We start from the raw sequence: 21,042 nt of genomic DNA, 5'->3' as shown, positions 1-21,042 counted from the left end.
TTGTTGGCTGTTATTGACCGAACATATAGTTCCAGATTGAGTCGCTGTCACTGTTATCGGAACTTTTGCCCTGTGATTGTGACGACTTATTCTGTGTGTTTGAATTGCCTGTTGAAGAACTGCCGCTCGGTGAATATTCTGCAAGAGTGAGCTTGAGATTTGCAGTCTTACCTCTTCTTGTAACGGTAAAAGTCACTGTGTCTCCCACCTTTGAATCCTTGAGGGCTGTTTCAATGTCTGATTTTGAAGAAACACTTGTACCGTTTACTGCGGTAATCATATCGCCTCTCATAAATCCTGCTTTTTCTGCATTAGAACCACTTGTTACCGAAAGAACATAACAGCCTGTGTTGCTGAGTCCGTAGTAGAATGCGGAATCGTCGGATGTGATATCTGTAAGCTCCATACCGAGGTCAACCTTGCCCTTTACATAACCGTATGTTTTGAGATCGTCAATTATATCAAGAACATTGTTAATCGGAATAGCAAATGCAATACCTTCAACCTCTGTTGCACTGTCCTTTGCGTTTACAATACCGATAAGCTCACCGTTTGAGTTAAAGAGTCCGCCGCCTGAGTTACCGGGGCTGATCTGAGCGTTGTGCTGGAGAAGCGTCATACTCTTACCCTCAACCGTTACCTGACGGGCAAGTGCGCTGATAATACCGTCTGTTACTGTACCGCCGAGCTGTCCGAGCGGATTACCGATTGCAACAACATAGTCGCCTACTGCAAGATCTGAGCTGTTGCCCATTGTTGCGGCTGAAAGACCTGTTGCATCTATTTTAAGAAGTGCGATATCGTTGTCCTCATCACTGCCGATTAACTTAGCCTTGTATGAAGTTGCACCGTCACGGAGTGTTACCGTGATATTCTCCGCACCTTCGATTACATGGTGGTTTGTGATGATGTAACCGTCCTCGGAAATGATAACACCTGAACCTGCACCTTGCTGAACATACTGCTGAGCAAATCCGCCTGTTACAACGCTTTCGGTAGCAATTTCAACTACGCTGTCGGCTGTTTTCTTAACAATTTCGGAAGTTGTTCCGCTGAGAGCGGCATTGCTTGTGGTTGATGTGCTGTTTGCGGATGCCTGTTTGATGTTTACACTTGAAGATGAGTTGTTGTTAAGTGATGATACAAGCATACTGCCGCCGAATCCTGCACCGCCGCCGAGAATGATTGCAGCTACAAGCATTGCGGCTACAAAACCCTTTGATGCGGGTTTCTTCGGCTTTTTAGGCTTTTTAACTTTTACTTTCTTAGCCTTTGGTGCGGAATACTGTTGATTTGCATACGGTGAACCCGACTGTGAGCCGTATGGATTCTGTGACGGATTGCCGTATGAATAGTTGTTAGTCTGCTGTGAAGAATATGGGTTTGAAGAATACTGTGAACCGTATGGATCCGATGAGTAGTTCTGTGAAGATGTACCCGATGCTGTGTTTGAAGAATAAGCATTTTCATAACGGTTAGGGTTGTGTGACGCATTCTCGTTGTTACCGTTTATATACGAATGGCGGTACTCACCCGAATTTACACTTGATGTTGAATTTGTGTTCCATTCATAAGAGCTTTCTGTGTTTTCTGCAGTTGATGCAGACTGTGAATCTGATGATGAATGAATATCCTGATAGTTGTTGTCAGCAGTATTATTATCTGACGAATAACCGTCATAACCGTTTTTATTGTTTTCAAAGTTATCGTTCATAACTGTACCTCCGATTAAAAGTTATATTTTCAAAAGACTTCATCGAATGTCGGTGTTGTTTTTTGATGTTGTAGATATAATAAAGCCCCAAAGTGAAAAGTATATGAAATACGGCTGAATTAATGTTGAAAGCAAGAAAATAGTATGTGAAAATTCGGTGTGCGTTGTGAGGAGTACGACACAATCATCTGTATTCACGAAAAAAGGGCAGAACAAAACGCTCTGCCCTATATAGTGTTTAAGATAATAACAATTTTAAATATCAGTTATCCTAAATTTGATAATAACGAAATAATTCATCAAGAATACTTTTCATATTTTTAAATTGAGTATTTGTGATTTTTATGATTACACAAAGGAATAAAGTCAGAATAGCTACAATTATAGTTGGAAATCCCAAAATTCCTGCAACCGAAATAAAATGAATACCGATCAAGAAGAAGTACAAAAAGATTGCTAAACCAACAGCCATTATTGGATTTGGAAACATTCTGATTGTTAAATCAGAATATCCACAATCTTCCTCTATCTTACCTAAAAAAATCGGACTCAGGCTATAAATTCCACCAAAATTTACAGACTGTACAAACTTCATTTTAAAGCCCTTATCAGTAAAGTTTACATCATAGGAAAATTCATTTCCTTTGATACTAGGACCACACTTAGAACGACTTCTGATTATATCATTTATCTGTGATTCTGATAAAGAAAGTTTATAATGAAGTTTATCAAAGAATTTTATAATCATAGAAATAACTCCATATGAAAATGTACTCAGTTTGCCGAAACGGTGTTGACCTGTTCTTTTGTTTCGGGCTTCTTTTCAACCTTTTCGTTAAGCTTTTTCTTTACCGAAACTTCGTCAAACTTCTTTTTGAAGGATACTCTGCCGTTGAACTTCTTTCTGCAATATTTGCATGAAAATTCGGCGGTAAAGCTTTTGTTGTGAAGTCGCCACTTTGAAAGCTGAACAAGCGGTTTTCCGCAATCTTCACAATCGAAAAACATAACGCTTTTGTCAACATCGGGGCTGTTGATATCTGTAACAAAATGATTTTTGAACAGCAATCTGTCATAGAATTCGTCACAAACAGCATCCTTAATGTACGGCTTTAACGGATACTTACCGTAAAAAGCCTTCATACATTCCAATGTTAGGTACACATCAGCAAGCGCCCTGTGCTGATTATCTTCCGAAAAATCAACACCTGCCATTTCGGCACAGGCACCGAGTCCCAGCTGACAGGATGAATCATGCAAATCAAGACAATCTTCACAATAGCTTTGCAGATTGCAATAGCGTGAGAGAAACGGAAGTCTGGTTCTGCCCGTGTAGTAGCTGTAGTTTTCGATAAGAGCATGAAGGTCGGAGTCGCTCCATGTCATAAGCACACCGTCACCCAGAAAATCCGAGAACAGGCTGATTGCTCTGATAAAGCTGACGCCCTCGTCCTTCAACTCTTCATTTGTTATTTTAGTAAGCTGTTTTACCTTACTGCATAGCTTTTTGCCGATTTTCGGAGCAACAAGCATTGTAAAGGTATCGCATACATTCAGTTCATCATCAAGCTTAACCGCACCGATTTCAATTATTTCATTGACAAATTTGTGCAGAACCTTGCTGTATGAACCGTTCCATTCAAGGTCAAGAATTACATAACTCATTATTTTAATTATTTCTTACGGAATGCCTGTTTCATACGCTGTTCTTTTGAAAGAATACGCTTACGCATACGGATATTTTCGGGAGTAACCTCAACAAGCTCATCATCAGCAATGAATTCAAGGCACTGTTCAAGTGACATAATTGTCGGAGGTGTAAGCTTGAGGGCATCATCAGAACCCGATGCACGGGTGTTTGTGATGTGCTTTTTCTTGCAGACATTAACTGTGATATCCTCAGACTTAGGACTTGCGCCTACAATCATACCCTCGTAAACAGGAACACCGGGTCCGATAAAGAGTCTGCCTCTTTCCTGAGCGGCATAAAGACCGTAGGTTACAGTTTCGCCTGTTTCAAAAGCGATAAGTGAACCCTGATGGCGGGTTACGATTTCACCCTTGTATGGCTCATAACCGTCAAATACATGGTTCATAATACCGTTACCGTTTGTATCTGTAAGGAATTCGGGGCGATAACCCATAAGACCTCTTGACGGGATTCTGAATTCGATGTGAGTAACACCGCCTTCACGAGTACCCATATTGATAAGCTCACCTTTTCTTGAACCGAGCTTTTCCATTACAGGACCGACATATGTGTCGGGAACTTCGATGATAAGAAACTCCATAGGCTCATGAAGCTTGCCGTCAATCATCTTTGTAATAACCTGCGGACGGGAAACCTGAAATTCATAATTTTGACGGCGCATTGTTTCGATAAGGATTGAAAGGTGGAGTTCACCTCTGCCCGATACCTTGAATGTATCGGCGCTGTCTGTTTCTTCAACACGGAGTGCAACATTTGTTTCAATTTCCTTGAAAAGTCTGTCACGGAGGTTACGGGAGGTCACATACTTACCCTCTCTGCCTGCAAACGGTGAGTTGTTTACGATAAAGTTCATTGAAACCGTAGGCTCGTCAATCTTTACGAACGGAAGCGGCTCAACACAATCATTTGAACAGATTGTTTCACCGATGTTGATATCCTGAACACCGCTTACGCAAACAATGTCGCCGACTGTTGCAGTGTCACATTCAACTCTTTTAAGTCCTTCAAACTGATACAGCTTTGCAATTCTTACATTCTGAGTCGTACCGTCTGTGTGACAGAGAACGGCAGCCTCTCCGTTCTTTGCAGTACCTCTTTCAACACGGCCTACACCGATTCTGCCGACAAACTTATCGGAGTCAATGTTTGAAATAAGGAGCTGGAGTCCTCCGTTCATATCACCCTGAGGAGCAGGGATTTCTTTTACGATTGCGTCAAAGAGAGGTTTCATATCCGTACCGGGTTCATGATAATCCTCTGATGCATAGCCGTCACGGGCAGACGCATAAATTACAGGGAATTCAAGCTGATCTTCGTCGGCGCCGAGTTCGATAAAGAGGTCGAGAACCTCGTCAACAACCTCCTCGGGTCTTGCACCGGGACGGTCGATTTTGTTAAGAACAACAAGCGGCTTTTTGCCGAGGCCGAGTGCCTTTTTAAGAACAAATCTTGTCTGCGGCATACAACCCTCAAATGCGTCAACAAGCAATACAACACCGTCAACCATCTGGAGAATACGCTCAACCTCACCGCCGAAATCGGCATGGCCGGGGGTGTCAACAATGTTAATTTTGATGCCGTTGTACATTACGGCTGTCGGCTTTGAAAGGATTGTGATACCTCTTTCACGCTCAAGGTCATTAGAGTCCATTACTCTTTCTTCTACATTTTCATTTGCTCTGAAAACACCGCTCTGCTTCAAAAGCTGGTCAACCAGAGTAGTTTTGCCATGGTCAACATGGGCGATAATTGCAATATTTCTTAAATTCTCTCTTACATCCATAAAAATACCTCGTTTTGCTAAAATCACTTAAATCTTATTGCATACATCAAGCATTATAACACTATAAAAGCTAAAATTCAATTTATATTTTTCATCACCTTTTATCCTAATATCCGACACTTTTTGAACATTTTTCCGATAGAAAACCGCAAAAAATATTTTTTAGTGAAAAAATAACGATTTTTGCTCATTTCGTGTGATTTTTTCTTTACAATATCTCAAGATTGTTATATAATTAACATAGTGTTTTGCATTTTTTGCAGGACCTGAATTATGATATGATAGGCATTAATTTTTAGGAGGTAATATTATGGGCTACACGATTGCGCAGAAAATCATCAAGAATCATCTTGTCTGCGGAGAAATGACCGTTGGCAGTGATATCGGTCTTAAAATCGACCAGACTCTTACTCAGGATGCAACAGGCACTATGGCTTATATCGAATATGAGGCTATGGGCATTCCGAGAGTAAAAACAGAAAAAAGCGTTGCTTACATTGACCACAACACACTTCAGACAGGTTTTGAAAACGCCGATGACCACAGATTCATTCAGTCTGTTTGTAAAAAACATGGTATCTATTTTTCAAGACCCGGCAACGGCATTTGTCACCAGGTTCACCTTGAAAGATTCGGTAAACCGGGAAAGACTTTAATCGGTTCTGACAGCCACACTCCGACGGGCGGCGGTATCGGTATGCTCGCAATCGGTGCAGGCGGTCTTGATGTTGCTGTTGCCATGGGCGGCGGCGCATACTATATTACTATGCCGAAAATGGTAAGAGTTAATCTTACGGGCAAACTCAGTCCGTGGGTTTCTGCAAAAGATATTATCCTCGCAGTTCTTCGTGTTATGAGCGTTAAGGGCGGCGTCGGCAAGATTGTTGAATACGGCGGAGAAGGTGTTGCAACACTTACAGTTCCCGAAAGAGCAACAATCACAAATATGGGTGCAGAGCTTGGTGCTACAACTTCTGTATTCCCGTCAGACGAAACAACAAGAAAGTTCCTCAAGGCTCAGGGTCGTGAGGAAGATTATACAGAACTCAAAGCTGATGACGATGCAGTTTATGATGAGGTTATCGAAATCAACCTTTCAGAGCTTGAACCGCTTGCAGCCTGTCCGCATTCACCCGACAATGTTAAGCCAATCAAAGAGCTTGAGGGCAAGAAGATTGATCAGGTTTGTATCGGTTCATGTACAAACTCAAGCTACCTTGACCTTATGAGAGTTGCCCACATTCTCAAGGGCAAAAAGGTTGCAGATAATGTATCGCTTGCAATTGCTCCGGGTTCAAAGCAGGTATTTAATATGCTCGCTCTCAACGGCGCACTCGGCGACATGATTGCGGCAGGTGCAAGAATCCTTGAAAGTGCCTGCGGTCCGTGTATCGGTATGGGTCAGTCACCTAACAGCGGCGGTATTTCACTCAGAACATTCAACCGTAACTTTGAAGGCAGAAGCGGAACGGCAGACGGTCAGATTTATCTTGTATCTCCGGAAACTGCGGCTGTTTCTGCAATCAACGGCGTATTTACAGACCCGAGATGTCTTGGTGCGGCTGCTGAGATTGAAATGCCCGAAAAATTCCTCATCAATGACAATATGGTTATTGATCCCGCTCCTGTTGAAGAAATGGACAGCGTAGAAATCCTCCGTGGTCCTAACATCAAGAGTTATCCCGAAACTCATCCGCTCACAGATTCTATCGAGGCGTCATGTTCACTCAAGGTCGGCGACAACATTACAACCGACCATATTATGCCTGCAGGTGCAAAGATTCTTCCGCTCCGTTCAAATATTCCGAAAATTTCAGAGCATTGCTTTACAGTATGCGACAAGGAATTCCCAACCCGTGCAAAGACACTCGGCAAGAGCATTATTGTCGGCGGTGAAAACTACGGTCAGGGTTCATCCCGTGAGCATGCAGCTCTCGCTCCCCTTTTCCTCGGTGTTAAGGCTGTACTCGTAAAGAGCTTTGCAAGAATTCACAAGAGCAACCTTATCAATGCAGGAATTCTTCCGCTTACATTTGTAAACACAGAAGATTATGATAAAATCAAGCTTGGCGATATGCTTGAACTCCCGAATGTTAAGGACGAAATTGCAAACGGCAAGCAGGTTACTGTTGTAAACAAGACAACAGGCGACACAATTGTTGCTGACTGTGAGCTTTCAGACAGAACAAGAAACATTATCATTGCAGGCGGTCTGCTTGACTACACAAAGGAGAACAGCTGATATGGAAAAAATTAAAATGGTCACTCCTCTCGTAGAGATGGACGGCGACGAGATGACAAGAGTCATCTGGAAACAGATTAAAGACATTCTCATCACACCTTATGTTGACCTCAAAACAGAATATTATGACCTCGGTCTTGAGCACAGAAACGAGACAGACGATCAGGTTACAGTTGACAGCGCCAACGCAACAAAGAAATACGGTGTTGCCGTTAAGTGTGCCACAATCACACCTAATGCCGCAAGAATGACAGAGTACAACCTCAAGAGTATGTGGAAATCACCTAACGGTACGATTCGTGCTATCCTTGACGGTACGGTATTCAGAAGCCCGATTCTTGTTAAGGGCATTGTTCCCTACATTCCTACATGGAAAAAGCCAATCTGCATTGCCCGTCACGCATACGGTGATGTTTATAAGAACACAGAGATGAAGGTTGAGGCAGGAAGCAAGGCAGAGCTTTGTGTTACAAAGCCTGACGGTACCGAGGAAAGAAGCACAATCTTTGACTTCAAGACTGACGGTATTATTCAGGGTATGCACAACATTGACAAGAGTATCTCATCATTTGCCCGTTCATGCTTTAACTATGCACTTGATCAGAAGCTTGATGTTTGGTTTGCTACAAAGGATACAATCAGCAAGATTTATGACCACAGATTCAAGGACATCTTCAACGAAATCTTTGAGAATGAGTACAAGGAGAAGTTTGAGAACGCAGGTATTACATATTTCTACACACTTATTGATGACGCTGTTGCAAGAGTTATCAGAAGTGAAGGCGGTTATATGTGGGCTTGTAAGAACTATGACGGTGATGTTATGAGTGATATGATTGCAACTGCATTCGGTTCGCTCGCAATGATGACAAGCGTGCTTGTTTCTCCCGACGGCATCTATGAATACGAGGCTGCTCACGGCACAGTTCAGCGCCACTACTACAAGTATCTCAAGGGCGAAGAAACTTCCACAAACTCTGTTGCAACATTGTTTGCATGGACAGGCGCTCTCCGCAAAAGAGGCGAGCTTGACGGTCTTGACGATCTTATGAAGTTTGCAGACAAGCTTGAGGCAGCAACAATCAAGACAATTGAGGACGGCGTTATGACAGGCGATCTCTACGCTATCTCGACACTTGAGAACAAAAAGAAAGTAAACACAGAAGAATTTCTCAAGGCTATTGACGAGCGCCTTGCAGCATCTCTCTGATTTTAAAGTTAAAGGAGCATAGTGAGTAATGTCTAAGAATGACAGTATTTCAATGTCGGTTATCAGGCGTTTGCCAAGATATTACCGCTTTTTATCAGAACTGAATGACCAGAACATTGACAAAATTTCTTCAACTAAGCTTGCACAAATTATGAATGTGACCGCCTCACAGGTAAGACAGGATCTTAACTGCTTCGGCGGATTCGGTCAGCAGGGTTACGGTTACAGCGTAAGTCAGCTAAAAGAGGAAATCAAGAACATTCTGGGACTTAACAACGATTACAAGGCCATTCTTATCGGTGCGGGTAATCTTGGTAAGGCCGTTGCAATGCATATGAATTTTGAAAAACTCGGTTTTGAGCTTATCGCTTGTTTTGACAGCAACGAACAAAAAGTCGGTTCAAAGCTCAACGGAATTACAGTTAAAAACGAAAGTGAACTCGACGATTTTTGTAATAAAAATCATATTGACACAGCGTTTTTGTGCATTCCCCGTGTTTGTGTTGAAAATGTTCTCGATAAGCTATATTCACACGGAATCAAGAATTACTGGAATTTCAGCCACTATGATATAAATGCTCGTTATAATGATACTATGGTAGAGAATGTTCATCTCAGCGACAGCCTTATGACTCTCTGCTACAGAATGAACAACAACTGATAAACCAATGACTCCCCGACAGTTTTATAAGCTGTCGGGGAGTTTTCCGTTACAGAGCAATAATAACCTTTTTTAGCGATTAAAAGGGCTGACCGTTTAAGGTCAGCCCTCTTTTGCAATTTGTGTATGTGATTTCAGATTAACCGAGTGTAACCTGCTCAGCGATTGGAGCGTTGGGGTTAGTGTCAGGGTTATCTGTGTAGAATGTAAGGTATGTACTGCCCATAACAGCAGAGTCATCAATTACAATCCACATTTCGTTATCTACAAAGCCCTTGTAGTCAATTGTTTGGTTAGTAGCGTTATCGGATACAATTACATTGTATGTACCTGCTCCCTTATATGTGAAGCTGTAATCAAACCAACCGTTTTCACCTTCAGTCATAGGATCACCCGGCCACTCTGACATAAAGTTGCCTGAGTCTTTGCCCTTGAGGTCTGAACCCCATATCCAGAGATATGGCGTCCATGTAAGTGAACCGTTGTGCTTTACATGAAGTTTGATGTCAAGGCTTGAAGCGATGTAGTAGTAGTTTACCTCAGCCTCACCGTAAGGAATTAAGCCAGACTGATTTTCCGGCATTCTGTCCGGATCAACAGCGTAGCCAACAACCTTGAATGCAGTTGACTTATATGTGCTTCCTGCTCTGCCTGCGAATACGATTGAATCAGTGAGCTTCTGCTGTTTTCCGTCAGCGTCTGTGTAGTAGTAGTTTACTGTTACTTTACCGGAAGATACAGGAATTCCAGCAACATACTTCATTATCATTGTTGAGTCTTCAATGTTGAAAGTACCGTCATAGTTTAGGTCAAGAACTGATTCATCAACTGTAGGAGTTTCAAGCTTTGCAATATACTTCTGAAGAAGTGTAGCGTCAATTACATTAATTTCACCGTCACCGTTGAAGTCAGCGTTCTTGAGTGATTCAGGAATGTAGTCTGTGTAGTAGTATGTAACCTCCTGCATATCGGAAGTATATTTGCCTTCTGCATTTCCGCCAATACGACTTACGATGTATGTATCGGGAATAACTGCACTCGGAACTGTTACATAACCTGAGCCTACAGAACCCTGAAGGATTACAGAATCTTCAAGCTTTTCGCCTGTTGCTTCGTAAACATAGTTTACTTTTACCTTACCTTTTGAAGAATGGATGCCTGCCGACTCATAGCCTGCCTTGTCAACAGCTACGATAGCCGAACGAGCAGGTACTGTGAATGTTGAGCCTGTCACCTCGCCGAGTGAGTCAAGACCTGCTGTTTCACCGTTAGCGATAACAACCCAATCTGTTACGGATGTATCCGAAAGGGTTACATCTGCAGCTGTGGTTGCATTGTTATAAATAACAGCCATCTTGTTCCATTCACCCTCAACATCGTTCTGAATTGTGAATGAAATCTGATTTGTTGAAGCAGAAACCTTTTTTGTGAATGTGTATTTGTCAGCATATGAATTATCCATAGCTGTGAGAGGCGAGAATGCTGACTTAATCTGCATCATACCCTTGTAGTAAGAAACTACATCGGCATAGTCAACAACATTCTGCCATTTAATCATATTAAGGTCAGCTGCCGACTTGTAGCTGTTTGTGTCACCGTCTTTTGAACGAGCCATTTCTTCACCGGCAAGTGTGAATGAAATACCCTGTGATGTGTAGATAATTGCACTTGCAAGCCTGTTCATCTTAACAGCCTCGGAATTTCTCTCTCCGTAGTCTGCCAGACCTGTTGACGCAATAATCTGATCGTAAAGTGTTGCGTTATCGTGACACGCATCATAGGTTACGCACTGTGAAGGAGCCTGAGCCTTCCACTTGTATGTACCTGAGCTGTTGGCACGAACACCGTAGCTTACACCCTTTGCGGATGACTTTGAGCCCTGTATAAAACCAACATCGTTGATTTCCATTGCACTGCCCTTTATACCGTCACGGATGCCGTCATTGAAAATAGCGATTCTGTCGCTGAGTCTTGACGCATTAGCCTGTGTTGCAGGATAGAATTTTGTGCCTGAGCAAGTGTTAGTCGGGTGGTAGGAGTCACCGCCTGCCCAGCCTTCACCCCACATTGTGATTCGTGGGTCAATTTGGTCAAGCGCTTCTCTTGCCATATTCATTGTTTCAACATCCATAAGACCCATAAGGTCAAAACGGAAGCCGTCAACATGATATTCGTTTACCCAATACTTGAGTGAATCAATAACATACTGTCTGTACATTGCACGCTCTGTTGCACCTTCGTTGCCGCAACCAGAACCGTCTGAGAATGCGCCTGTTGTTTTCATTCTGTAGTAGTAGTTAGGAACTGTGTGCTGGAAGCATGAATCAGTTGAATAAGTATGGTTGTAAACAACATCCATTACAACAGAAATGCCGGCATCATGGAGAGCCTTGATCATTTCCTTGCACTCTTTGATTCTTACTTTACCGTCATATGGATTTGAAGAATACGAGCCCTCCGGAACATTGTAGTTCTGTGGGTCATAACCCCAGTTAAACTGAGAATCATCGCCTGCCTCATTTACTGACTGGAAGTCATAGAACGGGTTAAGCTGTACTGTTGTTACTCCGAGTTCCTTGAGGTAATCAATACAGGTTGAAACCTTGCCCTCGCCGTTAAGAGTTGTACCTGATTCTGTGAAAGCAAGGTACTTACCTCTGTTAGCGTCGCTTACGCCCGAAGCCTTGTCATAAGAAAAGTCTTTGATATGGAGTTCCCATACTGATGACTTTGTTGATTTGTCAAGAAGAACATGGTTATCGTTTGACCAGCCCTCAGGATCTGTCTCGTCAAGATCAACAATCATTGAGCGCTTGCCGTTTACGCCTGTTGCCGTTGAGTATACATCCTGTGTTTCATAAGTCTTTGTTGCATCTGAACCGATGTGTGTTGTGTCTGTTGTTGTAACTGAGTATGTGTAATAATAATCCTTCCATTCGCCGACGAGTGTAATCGTCCAAACACCGTTCCACTCACCGTCAACGAGCATTTTTTCAAGTGTGTAGCTGGCAACTTTAGATGCACCCTGCTCGTCATCCGAACCTTTTGTAAAGATATTGAGCTTAACACCGGTTGCTGTCGGTGACCAAACCTTGAATGTTGTAGCATCTTTTGTGTAAGTAACACCAAGATCATTGCCGGAATAAGCATACTGAGCGTCAATATCTTCAGCAGCCTTTGTGTAAGAATTGTCTCTTGCGTAGTCGCTTGAAACTGCCGAACTGTCATCGGCTGTTGCGGCAAAGCTTGATACAACCGCTGTTGAGGCAAGCATGCACGCTGCAAGAACTGCAGAAACAATTTTCTTCGTAGTTCTCATAGATAATATTCCTCCTTATTAATTCTTATAATCTATTCCGTTAGCATACGGAAATAACTACCTTTAATTAATCTTCTTCAATGTCAAGCTCTGCCATAATGCGCTTTTTACGCTTGTTTGAAGAATAAATAACCGATGCCGCACACAGAGCAATTATAAGACCGGTGCCGACATACACAAACGGAAGCATCTGCTTGAGCGGATCGGGGTTTGACGAGTAGCTGAACACTACATTGATTTCGCCCGATTTAAATGTTCCGTTTGCCTTTTCGGGAACGCTTACAAGATCTTTTTCCTCATATGTATTTTGAGAAAGTGAATAAGCCTGTCCTTCAACACCTGTGATTGTCTTTGTATCAAGAATTTTTCCCGAATCGTCCATATAAATGGCATTGACTCTGCAAACAGTCTTATCCTCATCATCAGTTACACGGGTATATTTGTATGTAACGGTCTTGCTTGCGGAATCAAGCTTGCCTGCACCGTTTGTCGGGAGGTCGTCAAGAACAAGCTTATAATTTTTAATTGACGGAAGGTCGGGAGTATAATACTGCTCGCCCTTTCTGTTTTTTACAAGAAAAGAATCTTCAATTTCCGTATTATTTGTTTCGTCAACAAACTTTACGGTAACTGTTGATATCTCACCGTCATATTCTTCAACATAAACCTTTGCATGACCTACCTGATCCGTGAACACACCTTTAATTTCACCGTCGGTTTTCTTAACATCATAATTAAGAGTTGACGCAAGATTTGTCAAATCATAGCTTGTGCCGAGCTCGCCTGTGAGCGTCTGTGACTTGATGAGTTTTTCGGTTTTGTTGTCATAATAATCAATGACAACAGCGCCCTCATCATCCATAATTCCCGCAGAATCATAGCTCTTTGTGTCAACCATAATAACGGCTGAATGAGCCTCAACCTTTACGCTGTTTGTAACATTCTTTATGTTGCGAAGTCCTGCTGTCTTGTTATCTGCAAGAACAACCCAGTCGCCTTTTGCGGTAACATTCTGTGCAGAATCGGAGCCGTTGAAGATTACGCACATCTGACTCCATTTTCCGCTCTCGGTGTTATTTATTGTGTAGCCCATAACACCCTTTGGAACATCGGAAAGATATGCAAGGCTGTTGGCCGTTGCAGCAGTAGAATCCGAGAATGCCGCAAAGGCGTCACGGATTTTATAAAGACCTCTGTAATATTCAATTACATCTGAATAGAGATCGACATTTTCCCAGTCAAGCATATTTTCTTTTCTGCTTGACGCATAACTGTTTTCATCACCGTCTTTACTGCGACAAAACTCCTCACCGCCGAGTGAGAACGGAATACCCTGTGAAGTAATAACAATTGCCGCAGAAAGCTTGTTCATTGCAACAAGATCTTCATATCTTTTGCGATATTTACCGTCGGCACCGTAAACAGAGCCGACAAGCTTATCGTAAAGACAAAGGTTATCGTGACATGATGCATATGTTACGCATTGTGACGGAACATTTGCCCAACCTGTTGTTGTGTCACTCTGACCTGCTATGCCCGTTTTCAGGTTGGCTCTGCGTGAACCTTCCTGAACAAAAGCACCGTCCGTACCGCCTGTACTGCCCTTGATTGCATCACGGATTGTATCATCAAACGCACCGATGCGGTCGCTCAATTGCTTGAGATTTTTCTGACTTGCCAATACTGTGCCTTCGTCACAATTGGTTGCCATATCCCACGCCTCACCGTACATAAGAATCTGACTGCCGCTGCCGTCTGCATAAAGATTGTCAAGTGCGGTACGAATTGAATTCATAGTTGTTACATCATGAAGGCCCATAAGGTCAAAGCGGAAACCGTCAATGTGATATTCGCTTGCCCAATATGTAACGGAATCAATCATATACTTTCTGAACATAAGATGTTCGCTTGCTGTATCGTTTGAACAGCCCGAACCGTTTGAGAAAGTTCCGTCATTGTTCATTCTGTAGTAATAATTCGGAACTGTTCTCTGAAGCCAAGAATCAGAGGTGTAGGTGTGGTTATAGACAACATCCATAATTACACCGATTCCGGCATTATGAAGTGCCTGAATCATCTGCTTGCATTCCTTGATTCTCACTTCACCCTTTTTAGGATTTGTTGAATAAGAACCCTCGGGGCAGTTGTAGTTGACGGGATCGTAGCCCCAGTTGTACTGGTCCATAATGTTCTTGCTCTCGTCAACAGAACCGAAATCATAGAACGGCATAATCTGCACATACTTAACGCCGAGCTTTTTCAGATAGTCAACGCAGGTTGAAGATGCCCCCTGAACACCGTTGACTGTTGTACCTTCTTCGGTAAAAGCAAGGTACTTGCCACGGTTAGCCTCACTCACGCCGCTTGATTCGGATGATGAAAAGTCTGCTACAGAGATTTCCCAGACCGACGCATCAGTCTGATTCTTTACAAGCACATGCTTATCATTTTCCCAACCATCGGGATTGGTTGTGCTTAAATCGACAACCATTGAGCGTTGACCGTTCACACCGCACGCCTTTGCATAGACATCGGCTGTTTCCTTGGTAGTTTTTCCGTGTGTTACCGAGTAGGTATAATATTTGTTAAGCAGGTCACCGTTAATTGTAACAGACCACACGCCCGTTGTTTTGTCAAGCGACATGGCTCTTGACATTATAGAACCTGCATCTCCCTCATTATCACTGCCGTGTTCAAAAATATTCACACGAACAGACGCCGCATTAGGCGACCATACCTTGAAGGTAGTTGCCTTTTTTGAGTAAGAAGCCCCCAAATCATTACCTGAATATGCCGACTTATCCAGATTTGCAGCATATGCCTGATAATCTGTTACAGTTTTCTTTTCCGCTGCCGAAACATCAGCCGCACACATTCCTGTAATCATCATAGCTGTCATTACTCCTGCCAATAATCTTTTTAGAAACAATCAAAAATGCCTCCTGACTTATTCGGATATGAGCAAAACAAAGGTTACAATCAGCACTGTTTTACAATAGTCCATACGAATTCCAATGTTAGCATTTCATTAGTTAATTTTATCATATAAGGCAATATATTTTAATTCCGATTAAGAATATAGCAATTGATAAAGGCTTTATTGTTGTAGAATTTTCTTTGACAAATATGTGTAATATGCTGAATTTCTAAAAGTTTATTTTTAAATTTATATTAAGCAAAGAAAAATCTGTCAAAAAAATACAATTTGGCAATTAAATTTACATAATAATAAAATTTTGTTCTTAAAAGACAAACACCCCAACCTCAGTCGGGGTGAAATCTGTTATATTCCGTAGGTTGAAGTGTTGACAATTGCACTCTCAATCCGAAGAAGTCTGTTATATTTTGCAACTCTGTCGGTTCTGCACGGAGCACCTGTTTTGATCTGTCCCGAATTAACCGCAACGGCAATATCCGCAATGGTTGTGTCCTCCGTTTCGCCGCTTCTGTGTGAAATAATCGTGCGATAACCTGCCTTGTGAGCCGTGTCAATTGCATCAAGCGTTTCCGTCAGCGTTCCTATCTGATTAATTTTAATCAAAATTGCGTTGCCTGCTCCGAGCTCTATGCCTTTTTTAAGTCTTTTTGTGTTTGTAACAAACAAATCATCGCCGACAAGCTGAACTTTGTTGCCGATTTTTGAAGTAATATTCTGCCAACCGTCCCAATCGTGTTCGGAAAGTGGATCTTCAAGCGAGATAATCGGATAATCAGAACAGAGCTTGTCAAAATAATTAATAAGTTCGTCGCTTGAAAGCGAATCGCCTCTCTTTGGAAGAATATATTTTCCGTCGGAATACCATTCGGAAGATGCGGAATCGAGCGCAATTTTAATTTCATCGGTAGTATAACCTGTTTTTTCAATCGCTTTAATTATATACTCAATTGCATCCTCATCACTTTTCAGGCTCGGTGCATAACCGCCCTCATCGCCTACACCTGTTGACATATTATTCTCTTTTAGAATTTTGCCGAGTGTATGGTAGATTTCACAGCACTGCATCATTCCCTCGGAAAAACACCTTGCGCCGACAGGCATAATCATAAATTCCTGAATGTCGATATTGTTTGACGCATGAGCGCCGCCGTTGAGAATATTCATCATTGGAACAGGCATTCTGACCGCATATGTTCCGCCGATATAACGGAATAACGGCAGTCTGAGATTCTTTGCCGCTGCCTTTGCACAGGCAAGCGATACGGCAAGAATAGCATTTGCACCGAGCAATTCCTTATTTTCCGTGCCGTCAAGTTCAATCATTTTGCTGTCGATTGCACACTGGTCAAAAGGTGAGTCGCAACAAAGATTAGGTGAAATTATGCTGTTGATATTTTCAACGGCTCTCTGCACACCTTTGCCGAGATAGCGTTTTTCACCGTCACGAAGTTCAACCGCCTCAAATTCTCCCGTTGACGCACCCGAAGGGACAGACGCTTTTGCAAAGGTTCCGTCGGAAAGTCCGACCTCCGCCTCAACCGTAGGATTTCCTCTTGAATCAATTATTTCTCTGCCGATTATCGTATCTATTTTTATTTCCATTTATATGCCCTCTCGTATTGAAATTTTAAAACATAAACCGTTTTCAGATATTTTTAATCTTAGCAACGCTGTGTTTTGTCTGCATTGTTATTTTTCCGTACACGGTTTATTTTATGCAGGAGTAACGCATTTTTGTCACAGGCATATATTGTTACTATGAAAAGCAAGGAGGACAGATATGGAAATGGTTCAGTACACCGTTCGTCCGGGCAATACGCTTTTTGGCATTGCGCAGTTCTTTCAGACAACGGTGAATGACATATTAAAATACAACAACATTCAAACTCCTGACGCTATTTTTGTAGGTCAGGTTCTTACGGTTCCCGCAGGTAGTGCGGAAACGCAGTATCATGTTGCCCGTCCGGGCGATTCGCTGTGGATAATTGCACAAATGCACGGAACAACCGTTGAGAATCTCTCACGGCTTAACGGACTTTCAAATCCGAATGTAATTTATCCGGGGCAGATTATAAAGGTAAGATAACAAAGGAGGACAGCTTTCTGTTTAGAAAAGCTGTCCTCTTAAAATTTCATTTGATTATTTCCTGTGTTTTCTAAGGTAATCGTCAATCTGATTTCTGTCAAAAATTCCGAGGTCATCGCAACCTGCAAGATACTCGTTATGATGGCGAACCTCGTGATGAAGTATTTCAACGAGCTTTTTTCGGTATTCCTCATTATCAAGTGAGCCGTAAACCCTGTTGATTGAACCGTAGTAAAACACAATTGCATTGCCGAGAGAATTGCGTATGTACTCACCCAAAATGAACAAATCATTGTTAAGTGCTTTTGGATGAACCTTTAACTGCGGAAGAAGTGAAATCCCTCCGTTTAAATCTCTGTATAATTCATAGGGCATGGAATCTGCAATTTCGTCAAGCATTGCGCCGCATTCATCAAAAGTAATCATAAAGTCTGATTAATAGTCAAGATAGTCCTTGAGCTTTCTGCTTCTTGAAGGATGACGGAGCTTGCGGAGAGCCTTTGCCTCAATCTGACGGATACGCTCACGGGTTACATTAAACTCCTTGCCGACTTCTTCAAGAGTTCTGCTTCTGCCGTCCTCAAGACCGAAACGGAGTTTGAGAACCTTGGCTTCACGGGGAGTGAGGGTTGAAAGAACATCCGAAAGCTGTTCACGGAGCATTGTGTGTGATGCGGCATCGGCAGGTGCGGGAGCATCGTTATCGGGGATAAAGTCACCGAGATGGCTGTCTTCCTCCTCGCCTATAGGAGTTTCAAGTGAAACAGGCTCCTGAGCAACACGCATAATTTCACGAACCTTGTCAACAGGCATATCAATTTCTGCGGCAATTTCATCGGCAGACGGCTCATGACCGTTCTGGTGAAGGAGCTGACTCTGAACCTTTTTTACCTTGTTGATAGTTTCAACCATATGAACAGGAATACGGATTGTACGAGCCTGATCGGCAATTGCACGGGTAATGGCCTGTCTGATCCACCATGTTGCATATGTTGAAAACTTAAAGCCCTTTGTATAGTCAAACTTTTCTACAGCCTTGATAAGACCGAGATTGCCTTCCTGAATAAGGTCAAGAAACTGCATTCCCCTGCCGAGATAACGCTTTGCAATTGAAACAACAAGACGAAGGTTTGCCTCGGAAAGACGCTGTTTTGCGGCAACATCACCGTCAGCGATTCTGATTGCGAGGTTGATTTCTTCATCGGAAGAAAGTAGTGGAACCCGTCCGATTTCTTTAAGATATACCTTTACGGGATCGTCAACCGAAACGCTGCCTGTTTCTGCAACCTGAGCGTGTGAGTCGCCGTCTTTGCTTTCATCAAAGCCGAGGTCGATATCGTCAATTTTAATATCGCCCGAATCCTCTACGATTTCAATGCCAAGCTGTGCAAGTGAATCATAAAGCTTTTCAAGCTGTTCGGGGTCAAAGTCAATTTCACCGATTGCATCAAGAATGTCCTGGTTTGTAAGCTGACCTTTCTGCTTACCGAGTTCCATAAGTTCTCTTACGACTGTTTTCTTATCGGGTGTAGCTGCCATACTCATTTTCCTTTCCTGCGTTTACTGTTTCTTTTTCCTTATTTTATCAAGATATGCCATAAGCTCCTCATTTGAAACATCGGCTAAATCGCCGGAATTGAGCTTTGAGCTTTCCTCGTTGATAACATTTATGTATTCATTCATTGCCTCAGCGGTTGACGCCCCCGGAATTGCCTGTGACATCAGCTGATAAAGCTTTGAATTTTCATCCTGTGTAAAATCTGCCGCCGTATTCGTAAGAGGATCTTCTCCCCTCTCAATGCGAGCGCTGAAATATTCAAAAAACCTCCGCATCAGAGTATTCTGAAATTGTTCGGGCTTTACCCTTGCAGAAATCTCCTCATATGCATCGGGATTGTTTAAAAGATAAACCAAAAGAGCTTCTTCGGCACTTGAACTGCGTGGCTTTTGGAAATGTTCGGGATTGATTTTGTCATTTCTTCGGCTGAGTTCAAGCTGAATTTGACGAGCCTGTTTCTTTTCTTCAGCCCTTTCACCTCTGCGTGACACCCTTGACACCTGCTGTTTGAATGCATTTTTGTCAACTCCGAGTTCGGATGCAACCTTTGAAGAATAGACATCCCGTTCAATCGGACTGCTGATTGTTGCAATCAGCTTTGCCGCCTCCTCAAGAAAAGCAACCTTGCCCTCCGTCAGCTGAATATTGTGTGCATTTTTTAGCTTTTGCAGTCGGTATTCAACATCGTTACCGCATTTGTCAAGCAACGCTTTGAATGCGGCAGGACCGTCATTACCCTTTGATTTGATAAATTCATCGGGATCCTTACCGCTTGGAATTGTCAGAACCTTAACATTAAGTCCCGAATTTCTGAGTATAGGAATTGCCCTTGCGGTAGCCTTTTGACCTGCCTCATCGGCATCGTAACAGATAATCACCTCATCGGCATACCGTTTCATCAAAACAGCCTGTTCACCTGTAAGAGCCGTTCCCAGGGTTGCAACGGCATTTGTAAAACCTGCCTGATTCACAGCGATGACATCCATATAGCCCTCGCAAAGAATCAGAGTTCTCTTGCCCGAATTTTTTGCGTTGTTGAGTGAAAACAGGTTTGCACTCTTTTTAAATACGGGGGTATCGGAGGTGTTGAGATATTTAGGCTTTGCATCGGACATAATTCTTCCGCCGAATGCAATAACATTTCCTCTCAGATCAATAATCGGAAACATAACACGGTCTGTGAATCTGTCATAGATTCCGTTGCCGTTTCTGTGCCGAACCGCAAGATTTGCGGCAACAAGTTCGCTGTCATTAAAGCCTTTTGATTTGAGATGATTGCATAGTGACGACCAGTTATCATCGGCATAACCGAGTCCGAAATGACGGATTGTTCTGTCGGATAAGGCTCTTGAATGAAAATAATCAAGACCTTTTCTGCCTTGCGGAGAACACAAAGCGGCATAATAAAACCTTGCCGCCTCACGGTTAGCTTCAAACACTCTGTTTCTAAGACGGCTCATGCTGTCATCATAGCTGTTTTCGGGCATTTCAAGTCCTGCCCGCTGTGCAAGATACTTCACGGCATCGACATAGTCAAGATTTTCAATTTTCATAATAAAAGAGATGACATCTCCGCCTACTCCGCAACCAAAACAATAGAACGAACCGTTTTCGGTATATACATTAAAAGAGGGAGTTTTTTCGCCGTGGAACGGACAAAGACCGACCATATTTCTTCCCCGTCTTTTGAGATTGACATAACCCGAAACAACATCTGTGATATCGTTTCGCATTTTTAAATCCTGCAAGAAACTTTCAGGGAAAGCCATAAAACTCCTCCTCTCGCTTACCTATTAGCTTTTTACGAAATTTTTTTGAAT

Annotated in this window: 14 protein-coding genes; 4 read left to right on the top strand and 10 right to left on the bottom strand. The window is 42.6% G+C overall.

Annotated features, from left to right (window positions below; genetic code table 11):
• Positions 1-10 precede the first annotated feature (10 nt).
• From WMO31_RS01780 to typA, 4 genes are all read right to left on the bottom strand, one after another.
• Positions 11-1,714: a S1C family serine protease gene (locus WMO31_RS01780; protein WP_367999103.1), complete on the bottom strand. Its 1,704-nt coding sequence runs from the start codon at positions 1,712-1,714 to the stop codon at positions 11-13.
• Positions 1,715-1,985: 271 nt separating this feature from the next.
• On the bottom strand, positions 1,986-2,462 hold the full coding sequence (locus WMO31_RS01775) for a hypothetical protein (RefSeq protein WP_367999102.1): 477 nt from the start codon (positions 2,460-2,462) through the stop codon (positions 1,986-1,988).
• 26 nt (positions 2,463-2,488) lie between these two features.
• Entirely contained in the window at positions 2,489-3,379 is an 891-nt protein-coding gene (locus WMO31_RS01770; RefSeq protein WP_367999101.1) for a 3'-5' exonuclease, read from the bottom strand.
• Positions 3,380-3,387: 8 nt separating this feature from the next.
• The gene (typA, locus tag WMO31_RS01765; RefSeq protein ID WP_015523657.1) at positions 3,388-5,208 is read right to left on the bottom strand and encodes a translational GTPase TypA; all 1,821 of its coding nucleotides are present in this window, start codon (positions 5,206-5,208) and stop codon (positions 3,388-3,390) included.
• 310 nt (positions 5,209-5,518) lie between these two features.
• On the opposite strand from typA, the gene WMO31_RS01760 reads away from it, so the two are divergent.
• Genes WMO31_RS01760 through WMO31_RS01750 form a run of 3 tightly spaced genes read left to right on the top strand, consistent with a single transcriptional unit; the run spans position 5,519 to position 9,321 of the window.
• A complete protein-coding gene (locus tag WMO31_RS01760; protein ID WP_046431794.1) occupies positions 5,519-7,450 on the top strand; it encodes an aconitate hydratase in 1,932 nt (643 codons plus the stop codon).
• Between the two features lies 1 nt (position 7,451).
• Positions 7,452-8,660 (top strand): NADP-dependent isocitrate dehydrogenase, encoded by a 1,209-nt coding sequence (locus WMO31_RS01755; RefSeq protein ID WP_021883331.1) that lies wholly within the window; start codon positions 7,452-7,454, stop codon positions 8,658-8,660.
• A gap of 28 nt (positions 8,661-8,688) precedes the next feature.
• Entirely contained in the window at positions 8,689-9,321 is a 633-nt protein-coding gene (locus tag WMO31_RS01750) for a redox-sensing transcriptional repressor Rex (protein WP_015523654.1), read from the top strand.
• Between the two features lie 139 nt (positions 9,322-9,460).
• On the opposite strand, the gene pulA (WMO31_RS01745) is transcribed toward WMO31_RS01750, so the two are convergent.
• The 3 genes from pulA (WMO31_RS01745) to eno all read right to left on the bottom strand — a co-directional run bounded on the left by pulA (WMO31_RS01745) (position 9,461) and on the right by eno (position 17,180).
• Positions 9,461-12,640 (bottom strand): type I pullulanase, encoded by a 3,180-nt coding sequence (gene pulA, locus WMO31_RS01745; RefSeq protein ID WP_367999100.1) that lies wholly within the window; start codon positions 12,638-12,640, stop codon positions 9,461-9,463.
• A 67-nt stretch (positions 12,641-12,707) separates the two neighbouring features.
• Positions 12,708-15,530 (bottom strand): type I pullulanase, encoded by a 2,823-nt coding sequence (gene pulA / locus WMO31_RS01740; RefSeq protein ID WP_367999099.1) that lies wholly within the window; start codon positions 15,528-15,530, stop codon positions 12,708-12,710.
• A gap of 393 nt (positions 15,531-15,923) precedes the next feature.
• Positions 15,924-17,180 carry a phosphopyruvate hydratase gene (eno, locus tag WMO31_RS01735; RefSeq protein ID WP_367999098.1) on the bottom strand — a complete coding sequence of 419 codons (1,257 nt, stop codon included), beginning with the start codon at positions 17,178-17,180 and terminating at the stop codon, positions 15,924-15,926.
• A gap of 178 nt (positions 17,181-17,358) precedes the next feature.
• Here eno and WMO31_RS01730 point away from each other — a divergent pair, with 178 nt between their 5' ends.
• A complete protein-coding gene (locus WMO31_RS01730) occupies positions 17,359-17,664 on the top strand; it encodes a LysM peptidoglycan-binding domain-containing protein (protein WP_015523650.1) in 306 nt (101 codons plus the stop codon).
• 54 nt (positions 17,665-17,718) lie between these two features.
• Here the strand turns inward: WMO31_RS01730 and WMO31_RS01725 are convergent, their stop codons facing one another.
• The 3 genes from WMO31_RS01725 to dnaG are packed head-to-tail and all read right to left on the bottom strand — an operon-like array spanning position 17,719 to position 20,991.
• Positions 17,719-18,090 (bottom strand): metallopeptidase family protein, encoded by a 372-nt coding sequence (locus WMO31_RS01725; RefSeq protein ID WP_015523649.1) that lies wholly within the window; start codon positions 18,088-18,090, stop codon positions 17,719-17,721.
• 9 nt (positions 18,091-18,099) lie between these two features.
• Entirely contained in the window at positions 18,100-19,203 is a 1,104-nt protein-coding gene (gene rpoD, locus WMO31_RS01720; protein ID WP_155129444.1) for an RNA polymerase sigma factor RpoD, read from the bottom strand.
• Positions 19,204-19,224: 21 nt separating this feature from the next.
• Positions 19,225-20,991, bottom strand: a complete 1,767-nt coding sequence (gene dnaG, locus WMO31_RS01715) for a DNA primase (protein ID WP_015523647.1) — start codon at positions 20,989-20,991, stop codon at positions 19,225-19,227.
• Positions 20,992-21,042 lie beyond the last annotated feature (51 nt).

Origin of the sequence: Ruminococcoides intestinale (assembly GCF_040095935.1) — a bacterium.
Taxonomy (GTDB): domain Bacteria; phylum Bacillota; class Clostridia; order Oscillospirales; family Acutalibacteraceae; genus Ruminococcoides; species Ruminococcoides intestinale.
This window is presented reverse-complemented; position numbering and strand designations above follow the sequence as displayed.